26 protein-coding genes, 3 tRNA genes and 1 other RNA gene are annotated in these 24549 nt (G+C 67.4%); 21 read left to right on the top strand and 9 right to left on the bottom strand.

What is annotated here, in order from left to right:
• Window position 1: 1 nt before the first annotated feature.
• The gene (locus tag WEE69_01765; GenBank protein ID MEX1144014.1) at window positions 2-1705 is read right to left on the bottom strand and encodes a D-aminoacylase; all 1704 of its coding nucleotides are present in this window, start codon (window positions 1703-1705) and stop codon (window positions 2-4) included.
• A 95-nt stretch (window positions 1706-1800) separates the two neighbouring features.
• On the opposite strand from WEE69_01765, the gene WEE69_01760 reads away from it, so the two are divergent.
• Genes WEE69_01760 through WEE69_01740 form a run of 5 tightly spaced genes read left to right on the top strand, consistent with a single transcriptional unit; the run spans window position 1801 to window position 6297 of the window.
• On the top strand, window positions 1801-3009 hold the full coding sequence (locus tag WEE69_01760) for an amidohydrolase family protein (GenBank protein ID MEX1144013.1): 1209 nt from the start codon (window positions 1801-1803) through the stop codon (window positions 3007-3009).
• A 19-nt stretch (window positions 3010-3028) separates the two neighbouring features.
• The gene (locus WEE69_01755; protein ID MEX1144012.1) at window positions 3029-3586 is read left to right on the top strand and encodes a YqgE/AlgH family protein; all 558 of its coding nucleotides are present in this window, start codon (window positions 3029-3031) and stop codon (window positions 3584-3586) included.
• A 35-nt stretch (window positions 3587-3621) separates the two neighbouring features.
• Complete coding sequence (locus WEE69_01750; protein MEX1144011.1) at window positions 3622-4056, top strand: hypothetical protein; 435 nt, start codon at window positions 3622-3624, stop codon at window positions 4054-4056.
• A gap of 16 nt (window positions 4057-4072) precedes the next feature.
• A complete protein-coding gene (locus WEE69_01745; protein ID MEX1144010.1) occupies window positions 4073-5044 on the top strand; it encodes a M48 family metalloprotease in 972 nt (323 codons plus the stop codon).
• Entirely contained in the window at window positions 5041-6297 is a 1257-nt protein-coding gene (locus WEE69_01740; protein ID MEX1144009.1) for a cytochrome P450, read from the top strand. Before WEE69_01745 ends, WEE69_01740 begins: the two co-directional genes overlap by 4 nt.
• 49 nt (window positions 6298-6346) lie before the next feature.
• On the opposite strand, the gene ssrA is transcribed toward WEE69_01740, so the two are convergent.
• Together ssrA and smpB are read right to left on the bottom strand one after the other, a co-directional pair.
• Window positions 6347-6704, bottom strand: a transfer-messenger RNA (tmRNA) gene (ssrA, locus tag WEE69_01735).
• Between the two features lie 78 nt (window positions 6705-6782).
• Window positions 6783-7241 carry an SsrA-binding protein SmpB gene (gene smpB, locus WEE69_01730; protein ID MEX1144008.1) on the bottom strand — a complete coding sequence of 153 codons (459 nt, stop codon included), beginning with the start codon at window positions 7239-7241 and terminating at the stop codon, window positions 6783-6785.
• A 44-nt stretch (window positions 7242-7285) separates the two neighbouring features.
• Here smpB and WEE69_01725 point away from each other — a divergent pair, with 44 nt between their 5' ends.
• The 12 genes from WEE69_01725 (at window position 7286) to WEE69_01670 (ending at window position 18047) form a co-directional block, all read left to right on the top strand.
• The gene (locus tag WEE69_01725) at window positions 7286-8401 is read left to right on the top strand and encodes a Gfo/Idh/MocA family oxidoreductase (GenBank protein ID MEX1144007.1); all 1116 of its coding nucleotides are present in this window, start codon (window positions 7286-7288) and stop codon (window positions 8399-8401) included.
• Complete coding sequence (locus tag WEE69_01720) at window positions 8398-9336, top strand: nitronate monooxygenase (protein MEX1144006.1); 939 nt, start codon at window positions 8398-8400, stop codon at window positions 9334-9336. The genes WEE69_01725 and WEE69_01720 overlap by 4 nt, the downstream gene beginning before the upstream one ends.
• Window positions 9337-9433: 97 nt before the next feature.
• Window positions 9434-11788 (top strand): xanthine dehydrogenase family protein molybdopterin-binding subunit, encoded by a 2355-nt coding sequence (locus WEE69_01715; GenBank protein ID MEX1144005.1) that lies wholly within the window; start codon window positions 9434-9436, stop codon window positions 11786-11788.
• An 18-nt stretch (window positions 11789-11806) separates the two neighbouring features.
• Window positions 11807-12238 (top strand): M67 family metallopeptidase, encoded by a 432-nt coding sequence (locus WEE69_01710; GenBank protein ID MEX1144004.1) that lies wholly within the window; start codon window positions 11807-11809, stop codon window positions 12236-12238.
• Window positions 12239-12294: 56 nt separating this feature from the next.
• On the top strand, window positions 12295-12570 hold the full coding sequence (locus WEE69_01705) for a ubiquitin-like small modifier protein 1 (GenBank protein MEX1144003.1): 276 nt from the start codon (window positions 12295-12297) through the stop codon (window positions 12568-12570).
• A gap of 12 nt (window positions 12571-12582) precedes the next feature.
• Window positions 12583-13521, top strand: coding sequence for a cysteine synthase family protein (locus WEE69_01700; GenBank protein MEX1144002.1), 939 nt, complete (start codon window positions 12583-12585; stop codon window positions 13519-13521).
• Window positions 13522-13529: 8 nt separating this feature from the next.
• Window positions 13530-14498, top strand: coding sequence for an L-threonylcarbamoyladenylate synthase (locus WEE69_01695; GenBank protein ID MEX1144001.1), 969 nt, complete (start codon window positions 13530-13532; stop codon window positions 14496-14498).
• A complete protein-coding gene (murI, locus tag WEE69_01690) occupies window positions 14495-15289 on the top strand; it encodes a glutamate racemase (protein ID MEX1144000.1) in 795 nt (264 codons plus the stop codon). The genes WEE69_01695 and murI overlap by 4 nt, the downstream gene beginning before the upstream one ends.
• Before the next feature lie 7 nt (window positions 15290-15296).
• Complete coding sequence (locus tag WEE69_01685) at window positions 15297-16028, top strand: MBL fold metallo-hydrolase (protein MEX1143999.1); 732 nt, start codon at window positions 15297-15299, stop codon at window positions 16026-16028.
• Window positions 16025-16762 carry a ribonuclease PH gene (gene rph / locus WEE69_01680; protein ID MEX1143998.1) on the top strand — a complete coding sequence of 246 codons (738 nt, stop codon included), beginning with the start codon at window positions 16025-16027 and terminating at the stop codon, window positions 16760-16762. The genes WEE69_01685 and rph overlap by 4 nt, the downstream gene beginning before the upstream one ends.
• A gap of 19 nt (window positions 16763-16781) precedes the next feature.
• On the top strand, window positions 16782-17399 hold the full coding sequence (gene rdgB / locus WEE69_01675; GenBank protein MEX1143997.1) for an RdgB/HAM1 family non-canonical purine NTP pyrophosphatase: 618 nt from the start codon (window positions 16782-16784) through the stop codon (window positions 17397-17399).
• A 90-nt stretch (window positions 17400-17489) separates the two neighbouring features.
• On the top strand, window positions 17490-18047 hold the full coding sequence (locus WEE69_01670) for a hypothetical protein (GenBank protein MEX1143996.1): 558 nt from the start codon (window positions 17490-17492) through the stop codon (window positions 18045-18047).
• Between the two features lie 3 nt (window positions 18048-18050).
• On the opposite strand, the gene WEE69_01665 is transcribed toward WEE69_01670, so the two are convergent.
• Complete coding sequence (locus WEE69_01665) at window positions 18051-19751, bottom strand: diguanylate cyclase (GenBank protein ID MEX1143995.1); 1701 nt, start codon at window positions 19749-19751, stop codon at window positions 18051-18053.
• 87 nt (window positions 19752-19838) lie between these two features.
• Here WEE69_01665 and WEE69_01660 point away from each other — a divergent pair, with 87 nt between their 5' ends.
• The gene (locus tag WEE69_01660; protein MEX1143994.1) at window positions 19839-20186 is read left to right on the top strand and encodes a hypothetical protein; all 348 of its coding nucleotides are present in this window, start codon (window positions 19839-19841) and stop codon (window positions 20184-20186) included.
• An 82-nt stretch (window positions 20187-20268) separates the two neighbouring features.
• Here the strand turns inward: WEE69_01660 and WEE69_01655 are convergent.
• Window positions 20269-20353, bottom strand: a tRNA-Leu gene (locus WEE69_01655).
• 43 nt (window positions 20354-20396) lie between these two features.
• Between WEE69_01655 and WEE69_01650 the strand changes: the two genes are divergently transcribed.
• Both WEE69_01650 and WEE69_01645 read left to right on the top strand, forming a co-directional pair.
• Window positions 20397-20795, top strand: a complete 399-nt coding sequence (locus WEE69_01650) for an OB-fold domain-containing protein (GenBank protein MEX1143993.1) — start codon at window positions 20397-20399, stop codon at window positions 20793-20795.
• Between the two features lie 23 nt (window positions 20796-20818).
• Window positions 20819-22024 carry a thiolase family protein gene (locus WEE69_01645; GenBank protein MEX1143992.1) on the top strand — a complete coding sequence of 402 codons (1206 nt, stop codon included), beginning with the start codon at window positions 20819-20821 and terminating at the stop codon, window positions 22022-22024.
• A 30-nt stretch (window positions 22025-22054) separates the two neighbouring features.
• Here WEE69_01645 and WEE69_01640 read toward each other — a convergent pair whose 3' ends face one another.
• From WEE69_01640 to WEE69_01630, 3 genes are all read right to left on the bottom strand, one after another.
• Window positions 22055-22639, bottom strand: coding sequence for a hypothetical protein (locus WEE69_01640; protein MEX1143991.1), 585 nt, complete (start codon window positions 22637-22639; stop codon window positions 22055-22057).
• The gene (locus WEE69_01635; GenBank protein MEX1143990.1) at window positions 22636-23412 is read right to left on the bottom strand and encodes an SDR family oxidoreductase; all 777 of its coding nucleotides are present in this window, start codon (window positions 23410-23412) and stop codon (window positions 22636-22638) included. Before WEE69_01635 ends, WEE69_01640 begins: the two co-directional genes overlap by 4 nt.
• A 23-nt stretch (window positions 23413-23435) precedes the next feature.
• Window positions 23436-23509, bottom strand: a tRNA-Lys gene (locus WEE69_01630).
• A gap of 66 nt (window positions 23510-23575) precedes the next feature.
• Here WEE69_01630 and WEE69_01625 point away from each other — a divergent pair.
• Window positions 23576-24478 carry a TIGR01777 family oxidoreductase gene (locus WEE69_01625; GenBank protein ID MEX1143989.1) on the top strand — a complete coding sequence of 301 codons (903 nt, stop codon included), beginning with the start codon at window positions 23576-23578 and terminating at the stop codon, window positions 24476-24478.
• On the opposite strand, the gene WEE69_01620 is transcribed toward WEE69_01625, so the two are convergent.
• A tRNA-His gene (locus WEE69_01620) sits at window positions 24471-24547 on the bottom strand. The two genes, WEE69_01625 and WEE69_01620, sit on opposite strands and share 8 nt — an antisense overlap.
• Between the last annotated feature and the right edge of the window lie 2 nt (window positions 24548-24549).

Here is a 24549-nt window from a genome sequence, read left to right as displayed (position 1 = left end):
CTCAAACAGGGGCTGAGGTGCTCCGCACGACGCGGCCGGTGAGTGCGCCGGTGTGCTCGCCATGCTCCATGAACACGGTGCCGTTCACGATCGTGGCGTCGTAGCCCGTGGCCCGGCCGAGATACCGGCCGGCGCCGTTCGGGAAGTCATGCACGTACTCGGGGACGGGGAGCTCGAGCGCGTCCCAGTCGATGACGTTGAGATCGGCGAACGCGCCCGCCCGCAGGATGCCGCGATCGGGGATACCGAACGTCGTCGCCGTATCTGATGTGAGGCGTCGAACCGCGTCTTCGAGCGTGAGGAGCTGTCGCTCACGAACCCAGTAGGTGAGCAGGTAGGTCGGTGCGCTCGCGTCCATTGTCTGGCCTACGTGGGCGCCGGCGTCGGCGAGTCCGGACAAGACCTCCGGCTGCGTCAGCATCTCGCCGATCGCGTCGACGCTCTGGTTCAGGAGTGGCCACGACAGCAGCAGCGCACCATCGGTCTCGATCGCGAGGTCGATGAACGCTTCGACCGGCGTGACGCCGCGTGCGTCGGCAACGGCGACGAGCGAGCGCTCCGGCTGGCAGTCGTAACGCGCCACCCCGTCGGGGCCGTTGAGCACGAAGAACACGTCGAGACCGGCGCGGTCATCCTTTGCAGCGTCCACGAGCCGGGCCCGCCCACTGGGGTCGCGCAACATGGCGAGGCGCTCCCCGAGCGCGAGGGATTGGAGCGCCTGCCATGCGGTGTGGTGGTCGAACGGGGTTCGATGTGCGATGCCCGTGAGCACGCCGATGAAGCGAGGCGTGGTCTGCGGTCGTACGTGGCCGCCTCGCGCGTTCGCCTCGCGCGCGAGCTCGATCGCTCGGCGGTAGTGCTCGCCCTGGCTGTGAGTGTGGGACAGCCCGAACGTGATCGGGCGGCCGGAACGCAGGCTGGCCTCGGCGATCCACGCCATCTCCGATTCGACGCGGGGGAGTGTGGGGCCCTCCCCGTCGAATCGTGGTGCGACTTCGATCACGCCGCGACCGCGCCGCCCGAGCACATCGGCGAATGCGAAGAGCTCGTCGGGGCTCGCGTAGGTACCAGGGACGAACCGCCCGTCGGGAACGCGATGGCGCAAGGTGCGCGAGCTCGAGAAGCCGAGCGCGCCGGAGTCCAGCGCCTCGTCGACGAGCGCGGTCATCTTCGCGAGCTCGTCGTCGGTCGGCACTGCGGTCTCGTCGAGGGTTCGCTCGCCCATCGCGTAGTAGCGCAGCGCGCAGTGACCCACCATGCCGCCGGCGTTGACGCCCTTGGGAGTCGACTCGAGCCAGTCGAGGTACTCCCCGTACGTCTCCCAGTTCCACGGCAGCCCTTCGAGGATGCTGCGCGCTGGTATGTCCTCGACCGACTCCATCATCTCGGCGAGGTAGGTGTGATCGTTCGGGCCGACCGGCGCGAACGTGACGCCGCAGTTGCCGACCGCAACCGTCGTCACACCGTGGAAGCACGACGACGAGCCGGTCGGATCCCACGCGAGCTGGGCGTCGAGGTGCGTGTGGATGTCGACGAAACCCGGCGTCACGAGCCGACCGTCGACGTCGAGCTCGCGTCGCCCCGGAGCGTCCACGGTGCCGACCGCGGTGATCCGGTCGCCGTCGACTGCCACGTCGGCGCGAGCGCGGTCGCGGCCGGTCCCGTCGACGACGGTCCCGCCGCGCAGCACGAGGTCGTGAGGCACGTGAGCACCGTACGCGCGCGCCACGGGGCGGGTCGCAGAGGTCCCGGATAATGTGACGACCCGTCAGATCGATCTCGACCCGAAAGGGAGGGTCCGTGAGTCCCGCCGAGACCCCCCTGGTCCCGTTGATCGTGAGCGTCGACGACCACGTCGTCGAGCCGGCCCACGTGTGGGAGCGCTGGCTCCCCGAACGGCACCGCGAGCGCGGGCCGCACATCGAGCGCAAGGGCCTGGCGGGCATGCGTCACGTCGGCGGCGGCACGTACGAGCTGGCGTTCGCCGATGACGCGCCCCAAGCCGACTGCTGGGTCTTCGAGGGGACGGTCTATCCGCACAAGCGTCATGTGGCGGCTGTCGGATTCGACCGCGATGACATGACCCTGTCACCGATCACCTACGACGAGATGCGGCCTGGCTGTTACGAGCCGAAGGCTCGAGTCGATGACATGTTGATGAACCACGTCGAAGCGTCAGTGTCGTTCCCCACCTTTCCGCGGTTCTGCGGGCAGACCTTCCTCGAGGCCGACGACCGTGAGCTCGGCATGGCGTGCGTGCTCGCGTACAACGACTGGATGGTCGATGAATGGTGTGGTGACAGCGGCGGTCATCTGGTCCCGCTGACCATCGTCCCGCTCTGGGATGTCGACGCGGCCGCAGCTGAGGTGAAGCGCAATGCCGCGCGGGGTGTGCATGCCGTGTGCTTCAGCGAGATCCCGCCACACCTCGGGTTGCCGAGCATCCACTCCGGCTACTGGGATCCGTTCTTCGCGGTGTGCGCCGACACCGCGACGGTCGTCTGCATGCACATCGGCTCGTCGTCGAAGATGCCTGCCACCTCGGCCGACGCGCCTGCCGCGGTGGCAGCAACCCTCTCGTTCGGAAATGCGATGTCTTCGATGAGCGACTTCCTCTTCTCGGGTGTGCTCGTGCGCTTTCCCGAGCTGCGGCTCGCCTACTCGGAAGGCCAGATCGGCTGGATCCCGTACATCCTCGAGCGCGCTGACGACGTGTGGCAGGAGCACCGAGCGTGGGGCGAGGTCCGCGACATCGTGCCGGAACCGCCGTCCACCTACTACTACCGCCAGATCTTCGGCTGCTTCTTCCGTGACCAGCATGGGCTTGCCTCGCTCGAAGAGGTCGGTGTCGACAACATCACGTTCGAGACGGATTACCCGCACACCGACTCGACGTGGCCGCACACCAAGGAAGTCGCCGAGAAGATGTTCTCCGGCCTCGACGCCGAGACGATCCACAAGATCGTGCGCGGCAACGCGATCCGTATGCTGAGCCTCGACCTCGCCTGACGGCGAGATCGAGGGGGTCGTGATAGTCGAGCTCTTGAAGGGGAAGCTCCTCGTCGCGACGCCGGAGCTGGAAGACCCCAACTTCTTTCGGGCGGTCGTGCTCGTGCTGGACCACAACGAGGACGGCGCGCTCGGCGTGGTGCTCAATCGGCCGAGCGCTGCTTCGCTCGTCGATCCGCTGCCCGAGTGGGCACCAATCGCGGCGGAGCCGGCCGTGGTGTTCGTCGGTGGACCCGTGCAACCCGACGCTGCCATCGGCATTGGGCGCCGCGCGGGTGGCGGCGATCCTGACGGCTTTGCCGAGCTGTTCGGCGAGATCGGAACCGTCGACCTCGAACGGTCGCCAACGGCAGTCGCGCCGCCGGTGGATCGCGTCCGGGTCTTTGCGGGCTACTCCGGATGGGGTCCGGGACAGCTCGAGGGGGAGCTCGCAGCCGACGGTTGGTTCGTGGTGGACGCGGACTGCGCAGACCCCTGGTCCGAGACCCCGTCCGAGATGTGGCGCAGTGTGTTGCAACGTCAACGCGGGCAGCTCCGCGTGTTCGCCCACTTCCCGCTCGATCCGGAGACGAACTGACCCGACCGGAGCGCGGGTTCGGTACGCTGCCGAACATGCGTTTCAACCACATGGAGCTCACCTTCCCCGTCGGGACGCTCGACGACGTCTTCCGCAAGGAAGTGGATGCGTTCTACGGGGACGTCTTCGGCTGGACGGGCGTCGACACCGAAGTCGTCGGGCAGCTCTGCCACGTGATGCTCACCGGCGACCCGAACGGCGACTTCATCCTGTTGGCGGAGAGCCCGAAGCCGATGAGCTCCCCCGGATACGACCACCTCGGGCTCCTGCAGGAAACGCGCGCCGAAGTCGATGAGTTGCTCGACAAGAGCAAGCGTTGGGCGGAGAAGGACGACCGCGTGAGGGTCAAGGAGTACGACGACCTCGTGATCGGTGACCTCGTCGTGCACGCGTTCTACGTGAAGCACCTGCTGCCGATCTATTTCGACGTGCAGTGCATGGAGCGCGGCGGACAGCCGGTTCTTGTCTGAGTCATCCCGCGTCACGGTGGCCGATAGCCCAGATCTCTTCGCGCGGCGTAACCGTGCACGCATCGCGCTGCTTCTGGTACTGGCGACCGTCAACTACATGTTGGCGATCGCCCTCGCGACCGTGGCTGTCGTGCTCGGTGTCGTGCTGTCCGTCATCTTCGGTCTCGAGGTGTTCCCCGACGATCTGAACACGTTGAAGTGGATGGCCATCGGCATCGGTGGCATCGCGGCGGTGTCCGCGGTTGCGGGTGTGGTCATCGGATTGGTTCGAATCCCGTTTCAACGCCGAACACTCGAGCGTCGGGTGCTGAAGGAGACCGGTGCGCACATCGCGACGCCTGACGAGCACCCCGAAGTCCGGAACCTCCTCGAAGGGCTGGCGCTCGCGAGCGGCCTCCCGGTTCCGCGCTTCGCGGTTATCGACGACGACGCCCCGAACTCGTTTGGTGTCGGGACGCGGCCGTCGAACACCGTCATCGGCGTCACCACTGGTCTCGGCAAGACGTTGAGCCGCGATGAGCTTGAGGCGATCCTCGCATACGAGGTGAGTCGGATCGCCAGCTGGGACATTGCGCTCGCGAGCTGGACGGTGGCCCTCACGAGCGGGGCGATCTCGGCGGTCGATGCCAGCGACGACAACCTGCTCAAGACGGTCTTGGGCTACCTGCCGCGACGGTTTGGCGAATGGCTCCAGGTGTGGGCGCTGCGTGATCAGGGCGTCGAACGTGACCGCGCCGCGATCCGTTTCACGCGCAACCCCGGTTCGCTCATTCGAGCTCTCGAGAAGCTCGATGCCGACGCGACCTCGATCAGGCACGTAGCACGAGCGACAGCGCCATTGTGGGTCGAGTTCCCGGCGCACGTCGTGAGCGGCTCGTCGTCGAAGGCGACGCGTCGCCTCGCCAAGGAGCTGTTGCTCGACGAGCGCATCGAATACCTACGCGACCTCGCCCACGAACCCGCTTCGAAAACAACCGAGACGCCTTGATGTCGGCGACGGAGCTGACCGAGATCGACCTCACCGACCTCGACAACTTCGCTCAGGGCTTTCCGCATGACCTCTTCGAAGTCCACCGCCGCGACGCGCCGGTGTGGTGGCACGAGCCCACTCAGCACACGCCCGATGGTGAGGGCTTCTGGTCGGTAGCGACGCACGCTGAAGCACTCGAGGTGCTGCGCAACCCCGACGTCTACTCCTCGGAGCGGGGCGGTGACCGCGAGCACGGGGGAACCCTGCTTCAGGATCTCGAAGTTGCCGGGGTCGTGCTGAACATGATGGACGACCCGCGTCACGCGCGCATCCGCCGCCTCGTGAGCACGGGGCTCACACCCCGCATGGTGGCCCGACTCGAAGATGAGCTTCGGGCGCGCACGGGCGCGCTGCTCGCGGAGATCGACGACGGTGAGGAGCTCGACTTCTTGACCGATGTCGCCGCCGAGCTCCCGATGCAGATGATCTGCATCCTGCTCGGCGTGCCCGAAGCGGACCGTCACGAGCTCTGGGAAGCGGTCGACCCCGGCTTCGACATCCGCACCGGCGACTCGGCACCGCCACCTGGGGGTGGGAACGGTCCGGCGCAGCGGCGGATGCTCGAGTACGGAGCCGCGCTGATCGCCGAGAAGCGAGCGCACCCGACCGACGACATGCTGTCGGTGGTGGTGCACGCCACGCTCGGTGACGTCGACCCGCCCACCCTCTCGGATGCCGAGCTGTACTCGTTCTTCTCGCTGTTGTTCGCAGCCGGTTCGGAGACCACGCGCAACGCGATCACGGGTGGCTTGCTGGCACTCATCGAGCGCCCGGATCAACTCCGTACCTTGCGCAACGACCTCGATCTGCTGCCGAGCGCGACCGAAGAGATGCTGCGGTGGACGGCGCCGTCACCATCGAAGCGCCGCACCGCGACGCGTGCTGTGACGTTGCGCGGTCACGACATCTCACCGGGGGACAAGGTGCTGTTTTGGGAGGGCTCAGCCAATCGTGACGAGCAGGTCTTCGAGCACTCCATGGAGTTCGACGTGCGCCGCAACCCGAACCCGCACCTGTCGTTCGGCCACGGCATCCACTACTGCCTGGGCGCGAGCCTGGCCCGTCTCGAGATGCGCGTGATGTTCGAAGAGCTCCTGCCGGCCTTCGCGACGTACGAACTCACGCGGCCCGTCGAGTGGACCAGGAGCAACCGTCACACCGGCATCCGTCACCTGTGGGTGCGGCTGAGCCGAGACAGCACGAGCATGTGACGTTTCCCAGTCGCGTACGTGGGTTGATCGTCACATGCTCGTAGTGGGGGAGTGGAGGTGGCGGGTGTCGAACCCGCGTCTTCCATGTCCTCAGCGGGGCTTCTCCGAGCGCATCCGGTGAAAGTTGTCGGACCGCCGCCGTTCACCGGCGCCGAACGGCGGTCCCAACCTCAGTAGATGTCCCGAATGGCCCCTGGGGCCTGACCATCCGGTAAGCCGCTGTCAATGACGCCTAGGCGAACCAGCAGCGCATCCGGTCCTAGGCGCACGACCCAACCGAAGTTAGGCCGCGAGTGCGAGGTCGTTGTCCTCAGCAGTTATTGGTTGTGCCGGCTCTTTCACGACGATCCGGCGACGTCGGCTCGCTTCACCCGCTTCGACACACGAAATCGAAGCCACGCACCCCCATTGTCAAGTGTCGAGTCGATGCGTGTGACCCGACAGGAACAGTCTACCTGCCGTGTGAGCCCCCGATTTCAGGGGTCTCAATCCCGCTGGCCCTTCATGGCGCGCTCGGCTTCGCGCTCGGCGTCGCGCTTGGCGATCGCCTGGCGCTTGTCGTACTGACGCTTCCCTCGCGCCGTGGCGAGCTCGACCTTGGCCCGGCCGTCCTTGAAGTAGAGCCGCAGCGGCACCAGCGTCACGCCCTTCTCGGCGGTTGCGCGCGCAAGCTCGTCGATCTGACGGTGATGCAGGAGAAGTTTGCGCGGACGGATCGGGTCGAGCTCCTCCTGGGAGTGCGAGTAGGGCATGACGTGCATCCCGTGGAGGAACACCTCGCCGTCCTGCACGCGCGCGTATGCCTCGCGCAGGTTGGCCTTGCCTTCGCGGATGGACTTCACCTCGGCACCCTTGAGCACGAGGCCACACTCGTAGGTATCGAGGACGAGGTAGTCGTATCTGGCGCGTCGGTTGTTGATCGTCGGAGTGGGGCGGGGTGGCACGTGGTCACGGTACCGTCCCCCTCTTCGTTCGCTGGAGGTTGACGATGGCAGGGGAGCAGCCCCTAGGGGTCGGACTGATCGGGTGCGGGATGATCGGTCAGGTCCACGCGGCCGGGCTCGGCCAGCTCGTTGAAGACGGCGACGTGCGCGCGGTCGCGGCGGCGGATCTCTCGGAGGACGCCCGCATGGCGGCCAACCGCAACGCTCGTGGGTTCGAACGCTTGCATGCCGACGGGCAGGCAGTCATCGACGATCCCGAAGTCGAGGCCGTGCTCATCGCGAGTCCCACCTCGACTCATCGCGATCTGTTGCTCGCCACTCTCGCGGCCGGCAAGCCGGTGCTGTGTGAGAAGCCACTGGCACCGACTTTCCCGATCGTGCGGGAGATGCACGACGCTGTGATCGCATCCGGGCTCACCGCGCAGGTCGGCTTCCACTCGCGCTTCCACTACCTCTTCAACCGGCTCAAGGATCTCGTCGACAGCGGCGAGCTCGGCGCGCCGATGGGATACGTGCTGCGCGAAGACCAGTACTGGCCAACGGGAGACGTCGTGCCCGGCCATTCGTCGTGGCGCTCGGATCGCACCCAGGCCGGCGGCGGCGCGCTGCTCGAGCACACCATCCACGGCGCGGATGTGGTCTCGTGGCTCTTCGGGCCGGCGACCCGGGTCTTCGGCCACACTCGCAGCCACTTCGGCTACGACGTCGAAGACGTCGCGGCCGCCACGGTCGAGCACGACTCAGGTGTCATCGGCACGTTCCTGACCGTGTTCAATGGCGTGCGCGGCCGTGAAGAGCGCCGACTCGAAGTGTTCTTCGAGCACGGTGCGGTGGAAGTCACGGCGGACTTCGTCGTCGGTGCGCCCGAGGACGGTCTCCTCATCCAGCGACCCGACACACCGGCTGAGCATGCCGACCTCGACGCGCTGCGCGCCGCCCACTGGAAGCAGCTCGGTTTGACGCGCACGGACGTCTTCTTCTACCTCTACCTCGGCGCCCGAAACTGGGTGCACACGGTGCGCGCTGGTGGCGCGGCCACGCCCGGATTCGCCGATGCGCTCGCCGCGCACGCGCTCGTCGAGGCCGCGTACCGCTCGGCCGCGAGCGGTGATCCGGTGAAGCTCGAAGGTGATCTCGCACTCGCATCGCAGGGTCGATGACGGCACCTTCGGTCCGCACTCGAGTCAGCGATCTGCTGGGTGTCGACTATCCAATCGTCCAGGCGCCGATGGGGTACATCGCGCGGGCTCAGCTCGCGTCTGCGGTCTCGAATTCCGGGGCACTCGGCATCATCGAGACGTCATCCGGGCAGCTCGACCAGGTCCGCGACGAGATCGCGAAGATGCGCGACCTCACGGACAAGCCATTCGGCGTGAACATCGCGCAGCTCTTCGTGCGTGACCCGAGCATCGTGGACTTCGTCCATAGCCACGGAGTGCGGTTCGTCACCACATCCGCGGGAGACCCGGGCGTGTTCACGGCGGCCTTGCATGATGCGGGGATCACGGTCTTCCACGTCGTGCCCAGCCTGCGCGCTGCGCTGAAGGCCGTGGCCGCGGGTGTCGACGGCATCGTCGCGGAAGGTGGAGAGGGCGGTGGCTTCAAGGCCACTCGTGACGTCGCTTCGATGGTGCTCGTGCCGTTGGTGTGTGCGGCCGTCGACGTGCCGGTGATCGCAGCCGGTGGCGTGTGTGACGGGCCATCGATGGCGGCCGCCTTTGCGCTGGGCGCCGAGGGGGTCCAGATGGGCACGCGCATGGTCTCGGCTGCGGAGTCGCCCGTGCACGACAACTACAAGCACCTCATCATCGACACCCCCGAGACCGGCACAGTGTTCCTCAACCGCTGGCACAAGCCCGGCTTCCGCGTCCTCGCCACGCCGCGCAGCGAAGCGCACGAGCACATCGAGGACCAAGTCGCCCTCGGTACGCTCGACGGGATCCTGCGCCTCTACTTCGAGGGTGACCTCGACGCCGCGTTCGCGTTCGGCGGCCAAGTTGCCGGCCGCATCGACGAGGTGAAGCCCGTGGCGCAGATCATCGACGAGACGGTCGAGGGGTTCCGTTCCGTGATCGCCGGGCTGACCACCATCTAGAGGCGAGCGTCCGCGCCGCAGGTATCCTGCGGCGCAGTGAGCCGTGGCCTAGCGGCCCGGCCCGAAGGGCCAAGAGCGGGAATTAGAGTCCTCGCCCGTGGCGAAGTCCGGCTCCATCCTCGGCAATCCCGTCCGTCGCGTCGAAGACCCACGCATCCTCTCGGGCGAGGCGAAGTACTTCGACGACCTCGAGCCCGACGGGTGCGCGCACGTGGTGTTCGTACGCTCGACGATGGCCCACGCAACGATCACGTCGATCGACACGAGCGAGGCCGAGTCGATGCCGGGCGTGGTCGGTGTGTACACGAACGACACGCTCGAGCTCGCGCCGGTGCAGGGCTTTGTGATGCTCGACGCCGTGTTCAGCCGCCCGCCGCTGGCCGACGGCATTGTGCGCTTCGTCGGCGACACCGTCGCCGCGGTCGTTGCGGAGACCCGCGCACAAGCGGTCGACGCGGCCGAGATGGTGATCATCGACTACGACCCGTTGCCGGTCGTGATCGACCCGGAGAAGGCGCTCGAAGACGGCGCGCCGTTGCTGTTCCCGGATCACGGCTCGAACGAGGCTTTGGACCTCGTGGTCATGGGCGCAACGACCGACCCCACGATCCTCGACGGCGCCGAAGTGGTCGTGAGCGGGCGGTTCGTGAACCAGCGCGTCGCGGCGGTGCCGATGGAGCCAAACGGCATCATCGTGGAGCCCGGCGCCGATGGCGCGGTGACCGTCACCGTGCCCACCCAGGGCCCGTTCGGCGTGCGCGACGGAATGGCTCCCGCGCTCGGCGTCGAGCCCGACAAGATACGCGTGATCGCCCCCGCGGTCGGCGGTGGCTTCGGCGCCAAGACCGGCGCGTACTGCGAGCACATCGTGACCGGGGTGATTGCGATGCGCCTCGGACGGCCGGTGAAGTGGACGGAGACGCGCTCGGAGAACATGGTCGCGATGAACCACGGGCGCGGGCAGGTGCAGTACGTCGACATGGCGCTCACCCGCGACGGAATGATCCAGGCGGTACGGGCCAGGATCATCTGCGACGCTGGCGCCTATCCGGCGATCGGCGCGTTCCTGCCGTTCCTCACGCGCATGATGGGACACGGCGTCTACGAGATCCCGAAGGTCGAGGTGACGTCGCGCAGCGTCGCCACGAACACGACCGCCACCGGCGCGTACCGGGGAGCCGGTCGTCCGGAGGCGGCGGCCTTCTTGGAGCGGATCATCGACATGGCCGCGGTGGAGCTCGACATCGATCCCGTGGAGATCCGGAAAAAGAACTTCATCGCGCCGGAGAGCTTCCCGGTCTCTACCTCGACCGGCGCGAACTACGACGTCGGCGAGTACGCGAAGGCACTCGACGAAGCGTGCCGCGTCGCTGGCTACGAGAAGCTGCGCGCCGATCAAAAGGCGCGGCGCGATCGGGGCGACGTCAAGCAGCTGGGCATCGGCATCGGCGTGTACGTCGAAGTGACCGCGGGTGGGATGTCCCAGGAGTTCGGCGGGGTCGAGGTGCAGACCGACGGCACCGTCGTGGCGACCGTCGGCACGTCGGCGCACGGGCAGGGCCACGAGACCGCGTACGCCATGATCATCGCCGAGCTGCTCGGTGTCGCGATCGAAGACGTGCGAGTCGTCCAGTCCGACACTGGAGTGGTCCCGCGCGGCATGGGCACGATGGGCTCGCGCTCGCTCCAGACCGCGGGCAGCGCGCTGTACAAGGCGAGCGAAGCGGTCGTCGAAAAGGCGAAGCGGCTCGCTGCCCAACTCCTCGAAGCCAATGTCGAGGACGTGGTCGTGCACGAGAGCGGCAAGCTCGGCGTCGCTGGTGTACCCGCCACCGCGCTCTCGTGGGGAGAGCTCGCTACCAAGGCCGACGAGCTCTCCCGCGCGCCCGACGCGTGGAAGGGTGGCCAATGGGACTGGCTCAAGACCGGGGTCGAGGGACCCTGGGACGGGAAGCTCGAGGCCGAGATCGACTTCAACCAGGGTGAAGCGACGTTCCCATTCGGCGCGCACATCGCGGTCGTCGAGGTCGACATCGAGACCGGTCGCGTCGAGCTGCTGCGCCACATTGCGGTCGACGATTGCGGTCGGGTGCTCAACCCATTGCTCGTCACCGGCCAGCAGCACGGCGGCATTGCGCAAGGCGCGGCGCAGGCGTTGTACGAAGGCGTGGTCTACGACGACGACGGCAACCCGTTGACCGCGAACCTCATGGACTATGCGATGCCGAGCGCCGCGGAGTTCCCCAGCTTCGAGGCGTCGAACACCGAGACGCCGACCCCGCTCAACCCGCTCGGCGCGAAGGGCATCGGTGAGTCTGGGACCATCGGGTCGACACCGGCGGTCCAGAATGCGGTCGTCGACGCGATCTCACACCTCGGGATTCGACATCTCGACATGCCATTCACGAGCGAGCGCGTGTGGCGCGCGATCCGCGACGCGGCGCCGCATTGATCCTCTGACGTGCCGTTCGTGGAGCCGACGCTCCGACTCAGCCTGGCGCAGTACCGCGGGATGGTTGCCCACTGCTACGACGGGCTTCCGTACGAGGCGTGCGGTCTGATCGCGGGGCCGGTTCACGAGACCGGTGAGGTCGTCGGCGACGTCACCACGATCTACGCGTGCACGAATACCGACGTATCCGCACGCACCTACACCGTCGACTCGCGCGACCTGCTCCGTTCGATGCGCGATGCCGAGTCGAGGGGTGAGGAGCTCGTCGGCGTCTGGCACTCCCACACTCATACCGACGCGTACCCCTCTGACACCGATGTCCGCCAAGCGATGGAACCGCACTGGGTGTACGTCATCGTGAGCCTCAAGCACGCCGAGCCAGTCATGCGCGCGTACCGCATCCGCGACGGTCGCACCGAAGAGGTCGACGTGGACGTAGCCGGTCTTTAGTACTCGCTCCTACCGCTCTCTCCGGTCGCCGCATGTCTCGCTTGTAGAGTGGTTACATGGCCGTCGAGGTGAAGCTGCCCACGTTGCTGCGGGTGCACGCAGGTGGCGCGTCGTCCGTGACCGCCGACGGCTCCACGGTTGGTGACGTGTTCACCGAGCTCACCGCCCGTCATCCGGGGCTCGCGGGCAATTTGGTCGACGGCGACGGCAAGCTCCACAAGTTCGTCAACGTGTACCGCAACGACGACGACATCCGGTATCTCGAGTCGCTCGACACGAAGGTCGCCGACGGCGACGTGATCTCGGTACTCCCCGCCGTCGCCGGCGGCTAGTTACGCGCGGCCGTGACCCGGCACGAGACGATTCTGGGCGTCATCGGCGACACGCCGCTGGTCGGCATCCACGCGCTGTCGCCGAATCCCGACGTGCGCATCTACGCCAAGCTCGAGGGCCAAAATCCCGGCGGATCGTCCAAGGACCGGATCGCGCTGACGATGGTGGATCTGGCCGAGCGCGAAGGTCTGCTCGCCGCGGGCGACACCATCCTCGAGCCGTCGTCCGGCAACACGGGGATCGGGCTCGCGCTCGTGGCCAAGCTTCGCGGCTACCGCTTGCGGGTCGTGATGCCGGAGAACGTGTCGGTCGAACGTCGCCAGCTGCTCGAGATCTTCGGCGCCGAGGTCGTGCTCTCTCCAGGCCCGGAAGGCAGCAACGGCGCGATCCGACTCGCGGAGAAGCTGGCGGCCGACGATCCATCCCTGCGGTTCTTGTTCCAGTACGGCAACCCCGCCAACCCACTCGCGCACTACGAGGGAACCGGCCCTGAGATCTGGCGCGACTGCCCCGAGGTCGACGTGTTCGTGGCCGGCCTCGGCACGAGCGGAACGCTCATGGGTGTCGGCCGCTATCTCAAGGAGCAGAACCCCTCGATCAAGGTGTTCGCAGTCGAACCGCCCGCGGGTGAGCTCGTGTCGGGCCTCCGCTCGCTCGACGACGGATTCGTGCCACCGATCTTCGACCCGTCGGTGCTGAACGGAAAGTCGATCGTCTATCCGCGCGAATCCGTCGAGTGGCTGCGGCGACTCCTCAACGAATGCGGGATCTTCGCCGGCGTGTCGTCGGGTGCTGCAGTCGCGGGCGCGGTGAAGGCCGCGGAGAAGATGACGTCGGGAACGATCGTCACGCTGCTGCCCGACGGCGGTTGGAAGTACCTGTCGTCGGGAGCATGGACCGACGATCTCGACGTTGTCGCCGAGCGCGCCACGAAGATCAACTACTGGTAGCCCGGGCCATGGCGAGCGAGCACGAGATCAGCGAAGCCGTCGCGGTCCTTCGTCGCGGCGGACTTGTCGCCTTCCCGACGGAGACCGTGTACGGGCTTGGCTGCGACGCCCGGAATCTCGACGCGCTTCAACGTCTCTACACCGTGAAGGCGCGGCCGATCGACCACCCGGTCATCGTGCATCTGCCCGGTCCCGACCATCTCGCGGCGTGGGCGTCGTCCGTGCCCTCCGACGCCGCCGTGCTCGCCGAAGCCTGCTGGCCAGGTCCGCTCACCGTCGTCGTGCCCCGCGCCGCATTCGTACCCGACGAAGTGACCGGCGGGCGCGCGGGCGTCGCGCTACGCGTCCCCGACCAGCCGGTCGCGCTCGCCCTGCTCAGGGCATTCGACGACGGAGTCGCGGCGCCGTCGGCGAACCGGTTCGGACGGGTGAGTCCAACGACCGCCGCCGACGTGCGCGATGACCTCGACGACGATGTCGATGTGATCCTCGACGGTGGTCCGTGCGCCGTCGGCGTCGAATCTACGATCGTTGATTGCACGGAGCCCGAGCCCGTCATCCTGCGGGTAGGGGGCTTCCCCAAGGAGCGCCTCGAGGCGTTGCTCGGCCGTCCGATCGGGCTGCGCGTCGACGGAGAGCGCGCAGCACCAGGGACATTCCCCGTGCACTACTCGCCGCACGCGAGCGTCGTCGTCGTCACGCATGACGAGTTGGTGGCGGAGGCACACGCGACCTTGGCATCCGGGAAGCGCGCTGGCGTTCTCGCTCTCGACGCTCCGACGCAACTGCCGAACGGGCTCGTGGTGCTCGAGGCGCCGAACGACATCGACGATTTTGCGCGCGTGCTGTACGCGCGCATGCGCGAAGCCGATCGCTTGGGCCTCGACGTGCTCTTCGCGGTCGCACCACCCGAATGTGGTGTCGGCGCGGCCGTGGGTGATCGACTGCGGCGTGCCGGTGGCGGGAGGCCATCATGAACGGCCCGATCGGAGTGTTCGACTCGGGCCTCGGCGGGCTCACGGTGCTGCGCTCGATGATCGATCTCCTGCCGCACGAGCCAGTCGTGTACTTCGGTGACACCGCGCGGTTCCCGTACGGACCCAAGCCGCGCGACGAAGTGGTCAAGTACGCCCTCGAGATCGGTGAGCTGCTCGTGGATCGGGGCGCCCGCGTGGTGGTCGTGGCGTGCAACAGCGCAGCCGCGGCGGCACTCGATGCACTCGAAACCAACCTTCCCGTACCGGTGCTCGGGGTGATCGACCCCGGCATGCGCGCCGCCGCGCGGGTCACGAGGTCCGGCCGAGTTGGCGTGATCGGCACGGTGGGGACCATCGCGTCCGGTGCCTATCAGCGGGCCGCCGAATCGCTCGATGGCGACCTCGAGCTCACCTGTGCAGCGTGTCCGGGCTTCGTGGAGTTCGTCGAGGCCGGTGACGTCGAATCCGAGCAGGTCCACGTGCTGGCCGAGCGTTTGCTCGCACCGCTCAAGGATGTGTCCGTCGACACACTCGTGCTCGGTTGCACCCATTACCCCCTGTTGGCCCGTACGATCAGCGACGTGATGGGCCCGAATGTCACGCTGGTCTCCAGCGCCGACGAGACCGCCACCGCGGTGCGCGCGCTCTTGGGGGATCCGTCTCCGGGCGCAGAACGACGAGCCGGCCATCGCGCCTTCGTGACCAGCGGCGACCCCGATACCTTCCGACACCTCGGCGCGCGCTTTCTCGGCCCCGAGGTCGAGCACGTCGAGCAGTGGTTATGGACCTGAGGACGCCGTGGAGCTGACCGTCCTCGGTTGCTCGGGTTCGTATGGTGGACCGCGCGGTGCTGCGTGCAGCGGCTATCTCGTCCGTGAGGGTGATGCGGCGGTGTGGCTCGACTGCGGTAACGGCACGTTCGGTCATCTCCAACAGCACATCTCCGCGGAAGAGCTGACCGCCGTCGTCATCACACACGAGCACCCCGACCATTGCGTCGACGTGTATGGCTTGCACGTGCTCATGAAGTGGGGCCTCGAGCGAGAGGGCTTCCCTGTCTATGCCCCGGAAGGGCTCGACGAGCATCTCGGCACGCTCGTCGGGGGCGACTGGGGCGGTGCGTTCGCGTGGCATGGGATCGAAGACGGTGCGCACGTGCAGCTCGGAAGCATGTCCATGCGGTTTTCGCGCACCGACCACCCACCGCCCACGTACGCCGTCGAAGTCGAAGGCAGCCGCAAGCGACTCGTGTACACGTCGGATACCGGACCCTCCTGGTCCGTGAGCGCATTCGCGCCCGGCGCCGACCTCGTGCTCTCGGAAGCGACGTGGCTCGAGGACCACAAGCCCGCGCCGATCCACCTCACGGCCAAGGAGGCGGGGACGGCCGCCCGAGAGGCGGGGGCGCGACGTTTGATGCTGACGCACCTCTGGCCTCGCACCGACCCTCGTCGCACCGTCGAAGAGGGTTCCGACGCGTTCGGTGAGGCGGTCACGCTTGCCGCGCCGCACCTGGTGATGCGGGTTTGACCGCGCGGCGAGACGGGCGCGAGCCCGACGAGCTCCGACCGGTCGCGTTCACCCGCGACTACACAGACATGGCCGCCGGATCCGTGCTCGTCGAGTTTGGCCGCACGCGAGTGCTCTGTACGGCGTCGGTCGAGGAGCGCGTGCCACCGTGGCTTCGGGGATCTGGGCGCGGTTGGGTGACTGCCGAGTACTCGATGCTCCCCGGTTCGAGTCCCGAGCGAATCGAACGGGAAGCTCAGAAAGGCCGTCCATCGGGGCGCACCCAGGAGATCCAGCGGCTCATCGGACGCTCCCTCCGTGCGGTCACCGAGCTCACGACGATGGGTGAGGTCCAGGTGATCGTTGATTGCGACGTGCTCCAAGCCGACGGTGGCACCCGTACCGCTTCGATCTGCGGGGGCTACCTCGCGCTCCACGATGCGTGCACCAGGCTCGTAGCCACGAGCAAGCTCAGCGCGCACCCGCTCACCGACCAATGTGCGGCTGTGTCGGTGGGTATCGTCGGCGGTCTGCCCTACCTGGACCTCGAGTACTCCGAGGACGCCAACGCCGAAGTGGACATGAACGTCGTGATGACGGGCGCGGGGCGCTTCATCGAAGTGCAGGGCACGGCGGAAGGTCTGCCCTTCACCCGCAGCGAGCTCGACGAGCTGGTCACGCTCGCGCACGTTGGCATCGACGAGCTCTTCGCCTTGCAGCGCGCGCTGCTCGCAAAGCCGCCACCGCCACGTTGAGGATGATCCGAGCACGAACATGAGGGAGATTCGCTTCGTCCTTGCGACTGCGAACCCCGACAAGGCCGCCGAGATCGACGCCGTGATGCGCGAGTCCGGAGCGCCAATCGCCCTCGAGCCCCGTGACCCGTCCCTCCCCGACGTCGAGGAGACCGGCGCCACGCTCGAGGACAACGCGCGTCTGAAGGCGGTCGACGTCTGCGCACGCACGGGCATGCCGGCGATCGCAGACGACACCGGGCTCGAAGTCGACGCGCTCGATGGCGCACCTGGGGTGCGCTCGGCCCGCTTCGCAGGTGGTCGCGCGTCCTACGCCGACAACGTCGAGCTGCTCCTCGATCGGCTCACCGACGTTCCCGACCCTCAGCGCACTGCTCGGTTCGCCACCGTCGCGATCGCGCGGTGGCCAGACGGTCGTGAGGTCGCGGCGCTCGGAACGGTCGAGGGTTCCATCGCCAGCGCGGCGCGAGGCAACGGAGGCTTCGGGTACGACCCGGTCTTCGTGCCCGTTGAGGGAGACGGCCGCACGTTCGCCGAGATGCGCCCTGAAGAGAAACATGCGTGCTCGCATCGAGGCCGCGCGTTCCGTACGCTCGCCGAAGGGTTGCGCACACTCACGACCACGACCGAGGCCTAAGAGGCGAGCGCCCGCGCCGCAGGTACCCTGCGGTGCAGCGAGCCGGGGCCTGAGCGGCCCGGCCGCAAGGCCGAGAGCGGAAAGTTCGACATGGCAGTCATCGACATCGCAGGCTTTGTTGCCGATCTCAAGGATCACGCGGTCGAGCACGGCTTCCACGTTCACGACGAGCGTCACTTTGTCGAGAGCTACTCGCTCCGACAGACGTGGGAGGTCGATGCCCACCCCGAAGAAGGTTGTGAGGGACCGGTCGATCTGTACCTGTCACTCGAGATCGATCCTCGCGTGCTGCTCGGCTTCGAGGACGCCGTGATCGCACGTCCCGAGGGCGACGACCCGCCCGACGAGTACCGGTTCCCGTTGAACTTCACGTGGGGGCTGCCGCCGCTGCCACACGGTCCCGATCTGCTCGTCGTGGCCACCGAGCTCGCCGGCATCGGCGGACCCGACCTCCCGCTCGAGGTGTCTGCGATCGACTCGATCCCCGCCGCCACCGAAGCATCGGAATGCTCGTTGCGCGTCGTGGCACATCAGAACGTCTCGCTGTTGCGCATACGAGACGGCGATGCGGTGTCCTGCGAGCTGCTCGACCGCAGCCTCGGAGTCAGTCGCTTCCTGCTGGCCGCGGCCGAAGGTTGGCTCGCGTAGGACTCAGAGGAGCTCGGTGGGTGTGCTGATGCCGAAGATGACCGCGCGGCCGCGGCCCTGCTCCTTCGCCTGGTACAGGGCGACGTCGGCGTCGCGAAGCAGCGTGTCGATCGTGACCCGGCTCCCCGCGCCGATGGCGATCCCGATGCTCACTCCGACCTCCGCCGTGGCCGTGCCGAGCTGAGCCGGGGGTGACACGGCGGCGATCAGCCGTGCTGCGAGCTCGAGCATCTCGCGCTGACCGGCCGGGTGCTCGCAGCAGATCGCGAACTCGTCACCCCCGAAGCGGGCGAGCACGTCACTCTTGCGCACGACATCGCGAAGCCGAGCCGCGACCTCGACGAGCAGCTGGTCTCCCACGGGATGTCCGAACGAGTCGTTCACGTGCTTGAACCGATCGAGATCGAGAAAGAGAACCGCCACCGTCGTGCCGTCGCGGTCAGCGCGGGCGAGCGCCTGATCACCCAGCTCCTGGAAGAGCTGCCGGTTGGGGAGCATCGTGAGCACGTCGTGCGTGGCCTGGTGCTCGAGCCGTCGTTGCGCGCTCTTCAGATCGCGGATGTCGTGTGCGATCGCGGACACGAGCGTGACCACGTCGTGCTCGTCCTTGTGGAGCTGGACGGTGCACGCGGCGGGTATCTCCTCGCCCGTCGTGGTCAGGAGCGTGAGCTCGCCGGTCCACATTCCGTTCGCGAGGAGCTGAGGCTCGATCTTCTCCGGGATTCGCTCCACGGTCTCGGCGCCCAAGAACCCGTCGAGGCGGTCGCTGGGACGGTCACCTTCCTGCAATCCCAGTAGCTCGCGTGCGCGCGTGTTGACGTACTCGATGGTGCCGTGCGCGTCTGTAAGGAACACGAGCTCCGGGCTCGACTCGAGGATGTCGCGCAACTGGAGCGCGTGCTCCTTCACTGCTCGTTGCTCGGAGATGTCCACCAATGCGCAGTTCACGGCGTGCACGCTGTTGCCGGGGCCGCGCACCACCCAGAACGTGCGGCGCACCCACACGGCGTGGCCGTCGGCGCACTGGAGTCGTCGCTCGTGCGTGTCGTGGTCGGCATCCCCATCGAGCAGCCGTTGTGCGGTGGTGGCCTCTTCGTCGAGTTCTTCGGGGTGCGCGAGCTCGGCGACGTGCATGCCGATCAGCTGAGCGGCCGTATATCCAGTCAGCTCGATCATGGCCGGGTTCACGCGCGTCAGTCGCCCGTCGGGATCGATCACTGCGCACGCCGACGGTGCCCGGTCGAACGAGAACTCGGCGCCGAAATCGGAGTCGTCGCGCCCGGAGGGCGTCTCGGCGCGTCCGGTGACATCTCGGGCGCAGATCACGATGCCGCGCACCTCTGGCGTGTCGAGCAGGTTGTTGGCCACGAGCTCGATCATTCGCATCGGCTCGTCGGGTGCGTTGGCATCCTTCATGGCCACCCGTACGGTGAGCGGCTCGCGGATTCCGGGTCCCTTCGCTGCTGTCTCGGCGAGCGCCTCGATGGCAAGACCTCGATCGTCGACGTGCACCAGCTCGAGCGCGTTGGTGCCGAGCACGTCTTCCACGGAGCGCCCGAGGAACGCCTCGCACGCTGAGTTGGCGTAGCAGAGCGTGCCGCGCGCGTCGACGACGAACACCATGTCGGACAGGTGATCGAGGAGTGCGAGGGCGGTCGGGCCGCCGGTTGCGGCCCCGCTCGGCGCGGAGAGTGACGAGGTCAAGGCGGCTCCTGGTGCGACGCTTCCTTGATCATCGGCACGCCGTCGGTCCGACCGAAGAGGCTTCGCTCCTGCGGTCAGAATAGGCCCGTGCCCATGCGAACGAACTGCCGCCACTACGAGAGCCGGACGTATTCCGGAGGTGAGGTCGTGCGCAAGTGCCGGCTCGACCTGGCGCCTGAGGCACCCTGGCGCTGCCCGGACGACTGCCCACGCTTCGAGCTCCGGCGCATGGACACGGGCTGGCAGTACGGCAGCCTTGGCACGGCTGCGGCTCGTCCGGCGCCTGAGCCCGAGGGCACCGACGTTGCCGCGCTCCTCGACGAGGCCGAAGGGATCGTCAACGCAGCCGCGCCCGACATCATCTCGGAGATCGCGGCCGAGCAGCCCAAGAAGAAGGGCCGCCTGGGAGGCCGCAAGAAGAAGAAGAAGAAGTAGCGCGGCGCCGAAGGCGCTCGCCAGCTAGCGAACGCCCGCGGGCCGGGTATCCCGGCCGGCAGAAAGCGAGCGAAGCAAGGTGTGCGAGCGGAGGGATTCGAACCCTCAAGTCCCTAGGGGACACCGGGTCCTAAGCCCGGCGCGTCTGCCAGTTCCGCCACGCTCGCGTGGGTCAAGTCTCCCACGATGGCCTGAGGTAGCGTGCGCTCGATGGGCAAGCAGATTCCGATGGTCGAGTACCTCGCGCTCGGCGACGAGCCACACCTGATTGCGCAGGAGTGCAAGGAGTGCGGCGCCCTGTACTTCGATCGCCGCAACGCGTGTGCGAAGTGCGGCGCCCGGAAATTTGGGTCGCGCGACCTCGCGCCGACGGGGGTGATCCGCTCGTTCTCGATCATCCATCAGGCCGCGCCCGGTGTTCCGGTGCCGTACGTCTCCTCGATCGTCGATCTCGACGGCGGAGGTTCCGTGAAGGCCAATGTGATGAACGCGGAGCCCGATCCCGACCATGTGAAGCTCGGCATGAAGGTTCGTCTGGCCACCTTCGTTGCCGGTACCGATGACGACGGCACCGAAGCGATCGCCTTCGCCTTCGAACCTGTCGGCTAGCGCAAGAAGGCAAGGAGGCTTCGATGGCGGACTCGGTATGGGTGCTCGGCGCGTCGATGACGAAGATCGCCCGCTATCCCGACAAGGACGTGATCGATCTCGCCTCGGAGGCCGCGCTCGACGCCCTCGACGACGCGGCCGTGGGCATGCGCGACATGCAGGTCATGGGCATGGGAAACATGTTCCAGGCGATGGCCGGCCTCGGGCAAAGCGTGCAGCAGCAGATCGGCCAGACCGGGATCCCTGTGTACAACGTGGTGAGCGCGTGCGCGACCGGCGCGGTGGCCGTGCGCACCGTGTACCTCTCGATCCTCGCGGGTGAGTGCGACATGGGCATCGCGATCGGCGCCGAGCAGATGGGGAAGATGGGGTTGCTCGGTGCGGGCGGTTCGGCGAAGCCGGAGAAGCACGTCTTCGAGCCCGCAGGCCGCTACGGCTCGGTGATGGGGGCCGAGGGCATCCTCGGTACCACGTTGATGCCCGGCGTGTTCGCGCAAGCGGGCATGGAGTACGCGTACGAGCACGACGGTGTCGGGTTCGACCAATTCATCAAGGTGGCCGAGAAGAACCACGCGCACTCGTCGTTGAACCCGCTCGCCCAATATCAGAAGAAGTTCTCGTTCGACGAGATCAAGGAAGCGCGCATGGTGGCGTACCCGAACACGCTGCCGATGTGCTGCCCATCGGGTGACGGTGCCGCGGCCGTAGTGCTCGTGTCCGACACCAAGCTCAAGACGCTGTCTAAGGCGCAGCAGAAGCGGGCCGTAAAGATCGGCGCGTCGGTGCTCACGTCAGACCCGTACGCCGAGCGCGGTCAGGTCCAGCCCGACGTGAACACGCTCACGCGCAACGCGGCCAAGCAGGCCTACGAGAAGGCGGGCGTCGGCCCCGATGAGCTCGATCTCGTGGAACTCCACGACTGCTTCGCCACTGCCGAGCTCTTGCACTACGACAACCTCGGGCTCTGCGAGCCCGGCGGTGCGGGCGAGTTCATCGACTCGGGTGCACCCTGGCGCGACGGGAAGACCCCCGTGAACGCATCCGGTGGTCTGCTCTCCAAGGGTCATCCGATCGGCATGACCGGCGCGGCCGGCGTCTTTGAGATCACCACGCAGCTGCGTGGCGAGGCCGGTGACCGACAGATCGAAGGTGCCAAGGTCGGCATGGCCCACGTGATCGGTCTCGGCTCGTCCTGCGCGATCCACATCCTGGAAAAGGCTGCGGCCTAGTTCCACCACAGAGGACGCGGACGGCCGCCGTCAGCTGACGGTGGCTTCCAAGATGTCGCCGCTTGCCGTCGCGACCACGTTGCCACTGCGCCGCGGTCCACTGATCGAGATGCGGATGAGCACGCGCCCGTCCAATGACGTGTCGCGCTGGATGTAGAGCGACGTCACTCGAGCCTGCTCGATGCGGACGGGGCGTGCGTGCTCGAGCCGGCGCTCTGCCGCGCGCACGATGTCGGGGAGCTCCCCGAGGTTCACGGCCGTCGTCGGAAAGAGTGACGCGTCGACATCCTCCTGCGATCCCGAGAGATGGACTGGTTCCGGGCTGTCCACGGAATCATCCCGCCAGGTGTACGAGTCGATGTGATCGACGATGTTTGGATCCTGCACCTCGACGATGAGGTATTCCGGGTAGACGTAAATCTCTGTGACCTGTGCTGGCGATGCCCCGACTCGATCCTCGATGTCGGCGAGTGCGCGCTTCGCCGCGCCGGGATCGTGCAGCAGGTCGACAGGGAGATCGGGCACGTCGATGGTGTCGGTTGTGCTGGTGGTCGTCGTGCACGCAGCGAGCCCGAGGACGAGTGCAGCGACGATCGGGACGACGCGGCGGCTCATACGGCTGTCCAGCCGCCGTCCACCGGCAGCACTGCGCCGGTCACGAAGCTGCTCGCGTCTGACGCGAGGAACAACAGGGCCCCGTCGAGCTCGTGCTCCTCACCGCCACGTCCCATCGGCGTGCGACCGAACATCCACCGCTCGGAGCCCTCGTCGCCGAACATCGAGCCCTCGGTCATCTCGGAGCGGAACCATCCGGGCGCGAGGGTATTCACCCGCACACCCCTCCTCGCCCATTGCGCTGCCAGCTCGCGCGTCATGCTCAGCAAGGCGCCCTTCGATGCCGCGTATCCAGCGTCGGGGATCTGGCCGACACCGACCATCGCCCAGATGGATGCGACGTTGACGATCGACCCGCCGCGCCCTGACTCGATCATGCTGCGAGCGCAGAGCTGTGAGAGGGCAAACGGTGCCACGAGGTTGACGTCGAGTTCACGGCGGAACTCGTCGACGGTCTCGTCGGTCGCCGCCTTGACGAGGTTGACGCCCGCGTTGTTGACGAGCACGTCGGCCCGGTCGTACCGCTCCATGGCGGCATTCACCACGAGTGCCGGCGCATCCTCGTCGGCCAGGTCGCATGCCACCGGGAGCGCGTCACGCAGGTCGGTCGCGAGCTCCTCGAGGCGATCACCCCGTCGAGCCACGAGCACGACCGCGGCACCGGCCGCGTCGAGCACCCGGGCGAAGCGTGCTCCCAGGCCGCCACTCGCGCCGGTCACGATCGCGACTCGGCCGTCGAGGCGGAATGGCGCGAGTGGGTCGAGTGCGCTCATGAAATCTTGTGCGTCAAGGTCTGTACGCCCCCGGGGACTCGAACCCCGAACCTAGTGATTAAGAGTCACTTGCTCTAGCCAGTTGAGCTAGGGGCGCGCGGCCGCCATCGTAACCGGGCACCTCGATCGCACTGTGACGGTTCCTCCGACGTAGCGTGACGGGATGGACGTGCTGGTCACGGGATCGAGCGGGTTCATCGGCTGCGCGCTGCTCCCCGCGCTCACGGCCGCAGGTCACCGGCCGATCCGCGCGCTGCGACAGCGCTCGATTCCCACCGGTGTCGATGCGATCGCGTGGAATCCCGACGCCGGTACCATCGACGCCGCGTCGCTCGAAGGTCTCGGCGCCGTCGTCAACCTGGCCGGCTTGGGCATCGGCGACCAGCGCTGGACACCGGCGCGCAAGCGGGAGATCCTCGACAGCCGGACGAAGGGCACACGGCTCCTGGCCACGACACTGGCAGGCCTGGCCGACAAGCCTGGTGTTTTCGTCTCCGGCTCCGCCGTCGGCTACTACGGCGGCCGCGGCGACGAGATCCTCACCGAGGAGAGCCAGCCGGGGACCGACTTCCTCGCCGACGTGTGCGTGCAGTGGGAGGTCGCCGCGCAGCCGATCGTCGCCACCGGCATACGCCTCGTCACGATCCGTACCGGCATCGTGCTCGGTCGCGACGGCGGCGTGCTCAAACGACTGCTCCTACCGTTCCGGCTCGGCCTCGGCGGGCGCGTCGCCTCGGGCGCGCAGTGGATGTCGTGGATCTCACTGCACGATCAGGTCCGGGCGATCTTGCACGCGGTGCGCACGGACTCGCTCCATGGTCCCGTCAACCTGACCGCACCGAACCCGGTCACGAACCGCGAGCTCACGGCAACGCTCGGGAAGGCGGTGCACCGCCCGACGGTGCTACCGACGCCGCTCACGCCGCTCAAGCTCCGCTACGGGAGCGAGCTCGTGCAGCACCTGCTCGTGGAGGGCCAACGCGTCGTGCCGAAGGCGCTCGAATCGAGCGGCTTTCCGTTCGAGCACGCGACGCTCGATGCTGCGCTGCGTGCCATCTTGGGGTGACCGAGGGGTTTCGAACCCCCGACCTCCGGGACCACAACCCGGCGCTCTAGCCAACTGAGCTACGGCCACCA

It is taken from the genome of Acidimicrobiia bacterium (assembly GCA_040881685.1).
GTDB lineage: Bacteria > Actinomycetota > Acidimicrobiia > IMCC26256 > PALSA-555 > SHVJ01.
This window is presented reverse-complemented; position numbering and strand designations above follow the sequence as displayed.

Coding starts and splice junctions, on each gene's coding strand:
- WEE69_01750 (MEX1144011.1), top strand. CDS start 3,622: ATGCGTTTCAACCACATGGAGCTCACCTTCCCCGTCGGGACGCTCGAC.
- WEE69_01725 (MEX1144007.1), top strand. CDS start 7,286: ATGGCAGGGGAGCAGCCCCTAGGGGTCGGACTGATCGGGTGCGGGATG.
- WEE69_01720 (MEX1144006.1), top strand. CDS start 8,398: ATGACGGCACCTTCGGTCCGCACTCGAGTCAGCGATCTGCTGGGTGTC.
- WEE69_01705 (MEX1144003.1), top strand. CDS start 12,295: ATGGCCGTCGAGGTGAAGCTGCCCACGTTGCTGCGGGTGCACGCAGGT.
- WEE69_01695 (MEX1144001.1), top strand. CDS start 13,530: ATGGCGAGCGAGCACGAGATCAGCGAAGCCGTCGCGGTCCTTCGTCGC.
- murI (MEX1144000.1), top strand. CDS start 14,495: ATGAACGGCCCGATCGGAGTGTTCGACTCGGGCCTCGGCGGGCTCACG.
- rdgB (MEX1143997.1), top strand. CDS start 16,782: ATGAGGGAGATTCGCTTCGTCCTTGCGACTGCGAACCCCGACAAGGCC.
- WEE69_01670 (MEX1143996.1), top strand. CDS start 17,490: ATGGCAGTCATCGACATCGCAGGCTTTGTTGCCGATCTCAAGGATCAC.
- WEE69_01650 (MEX1143993.1), top strand. CDS start 20,397: ATGGGCAAGCAGATTCCGATGGTCGAGTACCTCGCGCTCGGCGACGAG.
- WEE69_01645 (MEX1143992.1), top strand. CDS start 20,819: ATGGCGGACTCGGTATGGGTGCTCGGCGCGTCGATGACGAAGATCGCC.
- WEE69_01640 (MEX1143991.1), bottom strand. CDS start 22,639: ATGAGCCGCCGCGTCGTCCCGATCGTCGCTGCACTCGTCCTCGGGCTC.
- WEE69_01635 (MEX1143990.1), bottom strand. CDS start 23,412: ATGAGCGCACTCGACCCACTCGCGCCATTCCGCCTCGACGGCCGAGTC.
- WEE69_01625 (MEX1143989.1), top strand. CDS start 23,576: ATGGACGTGCTGGTCACGGGATCGAGCGGGTTCATCGGCTGCGCGCTG.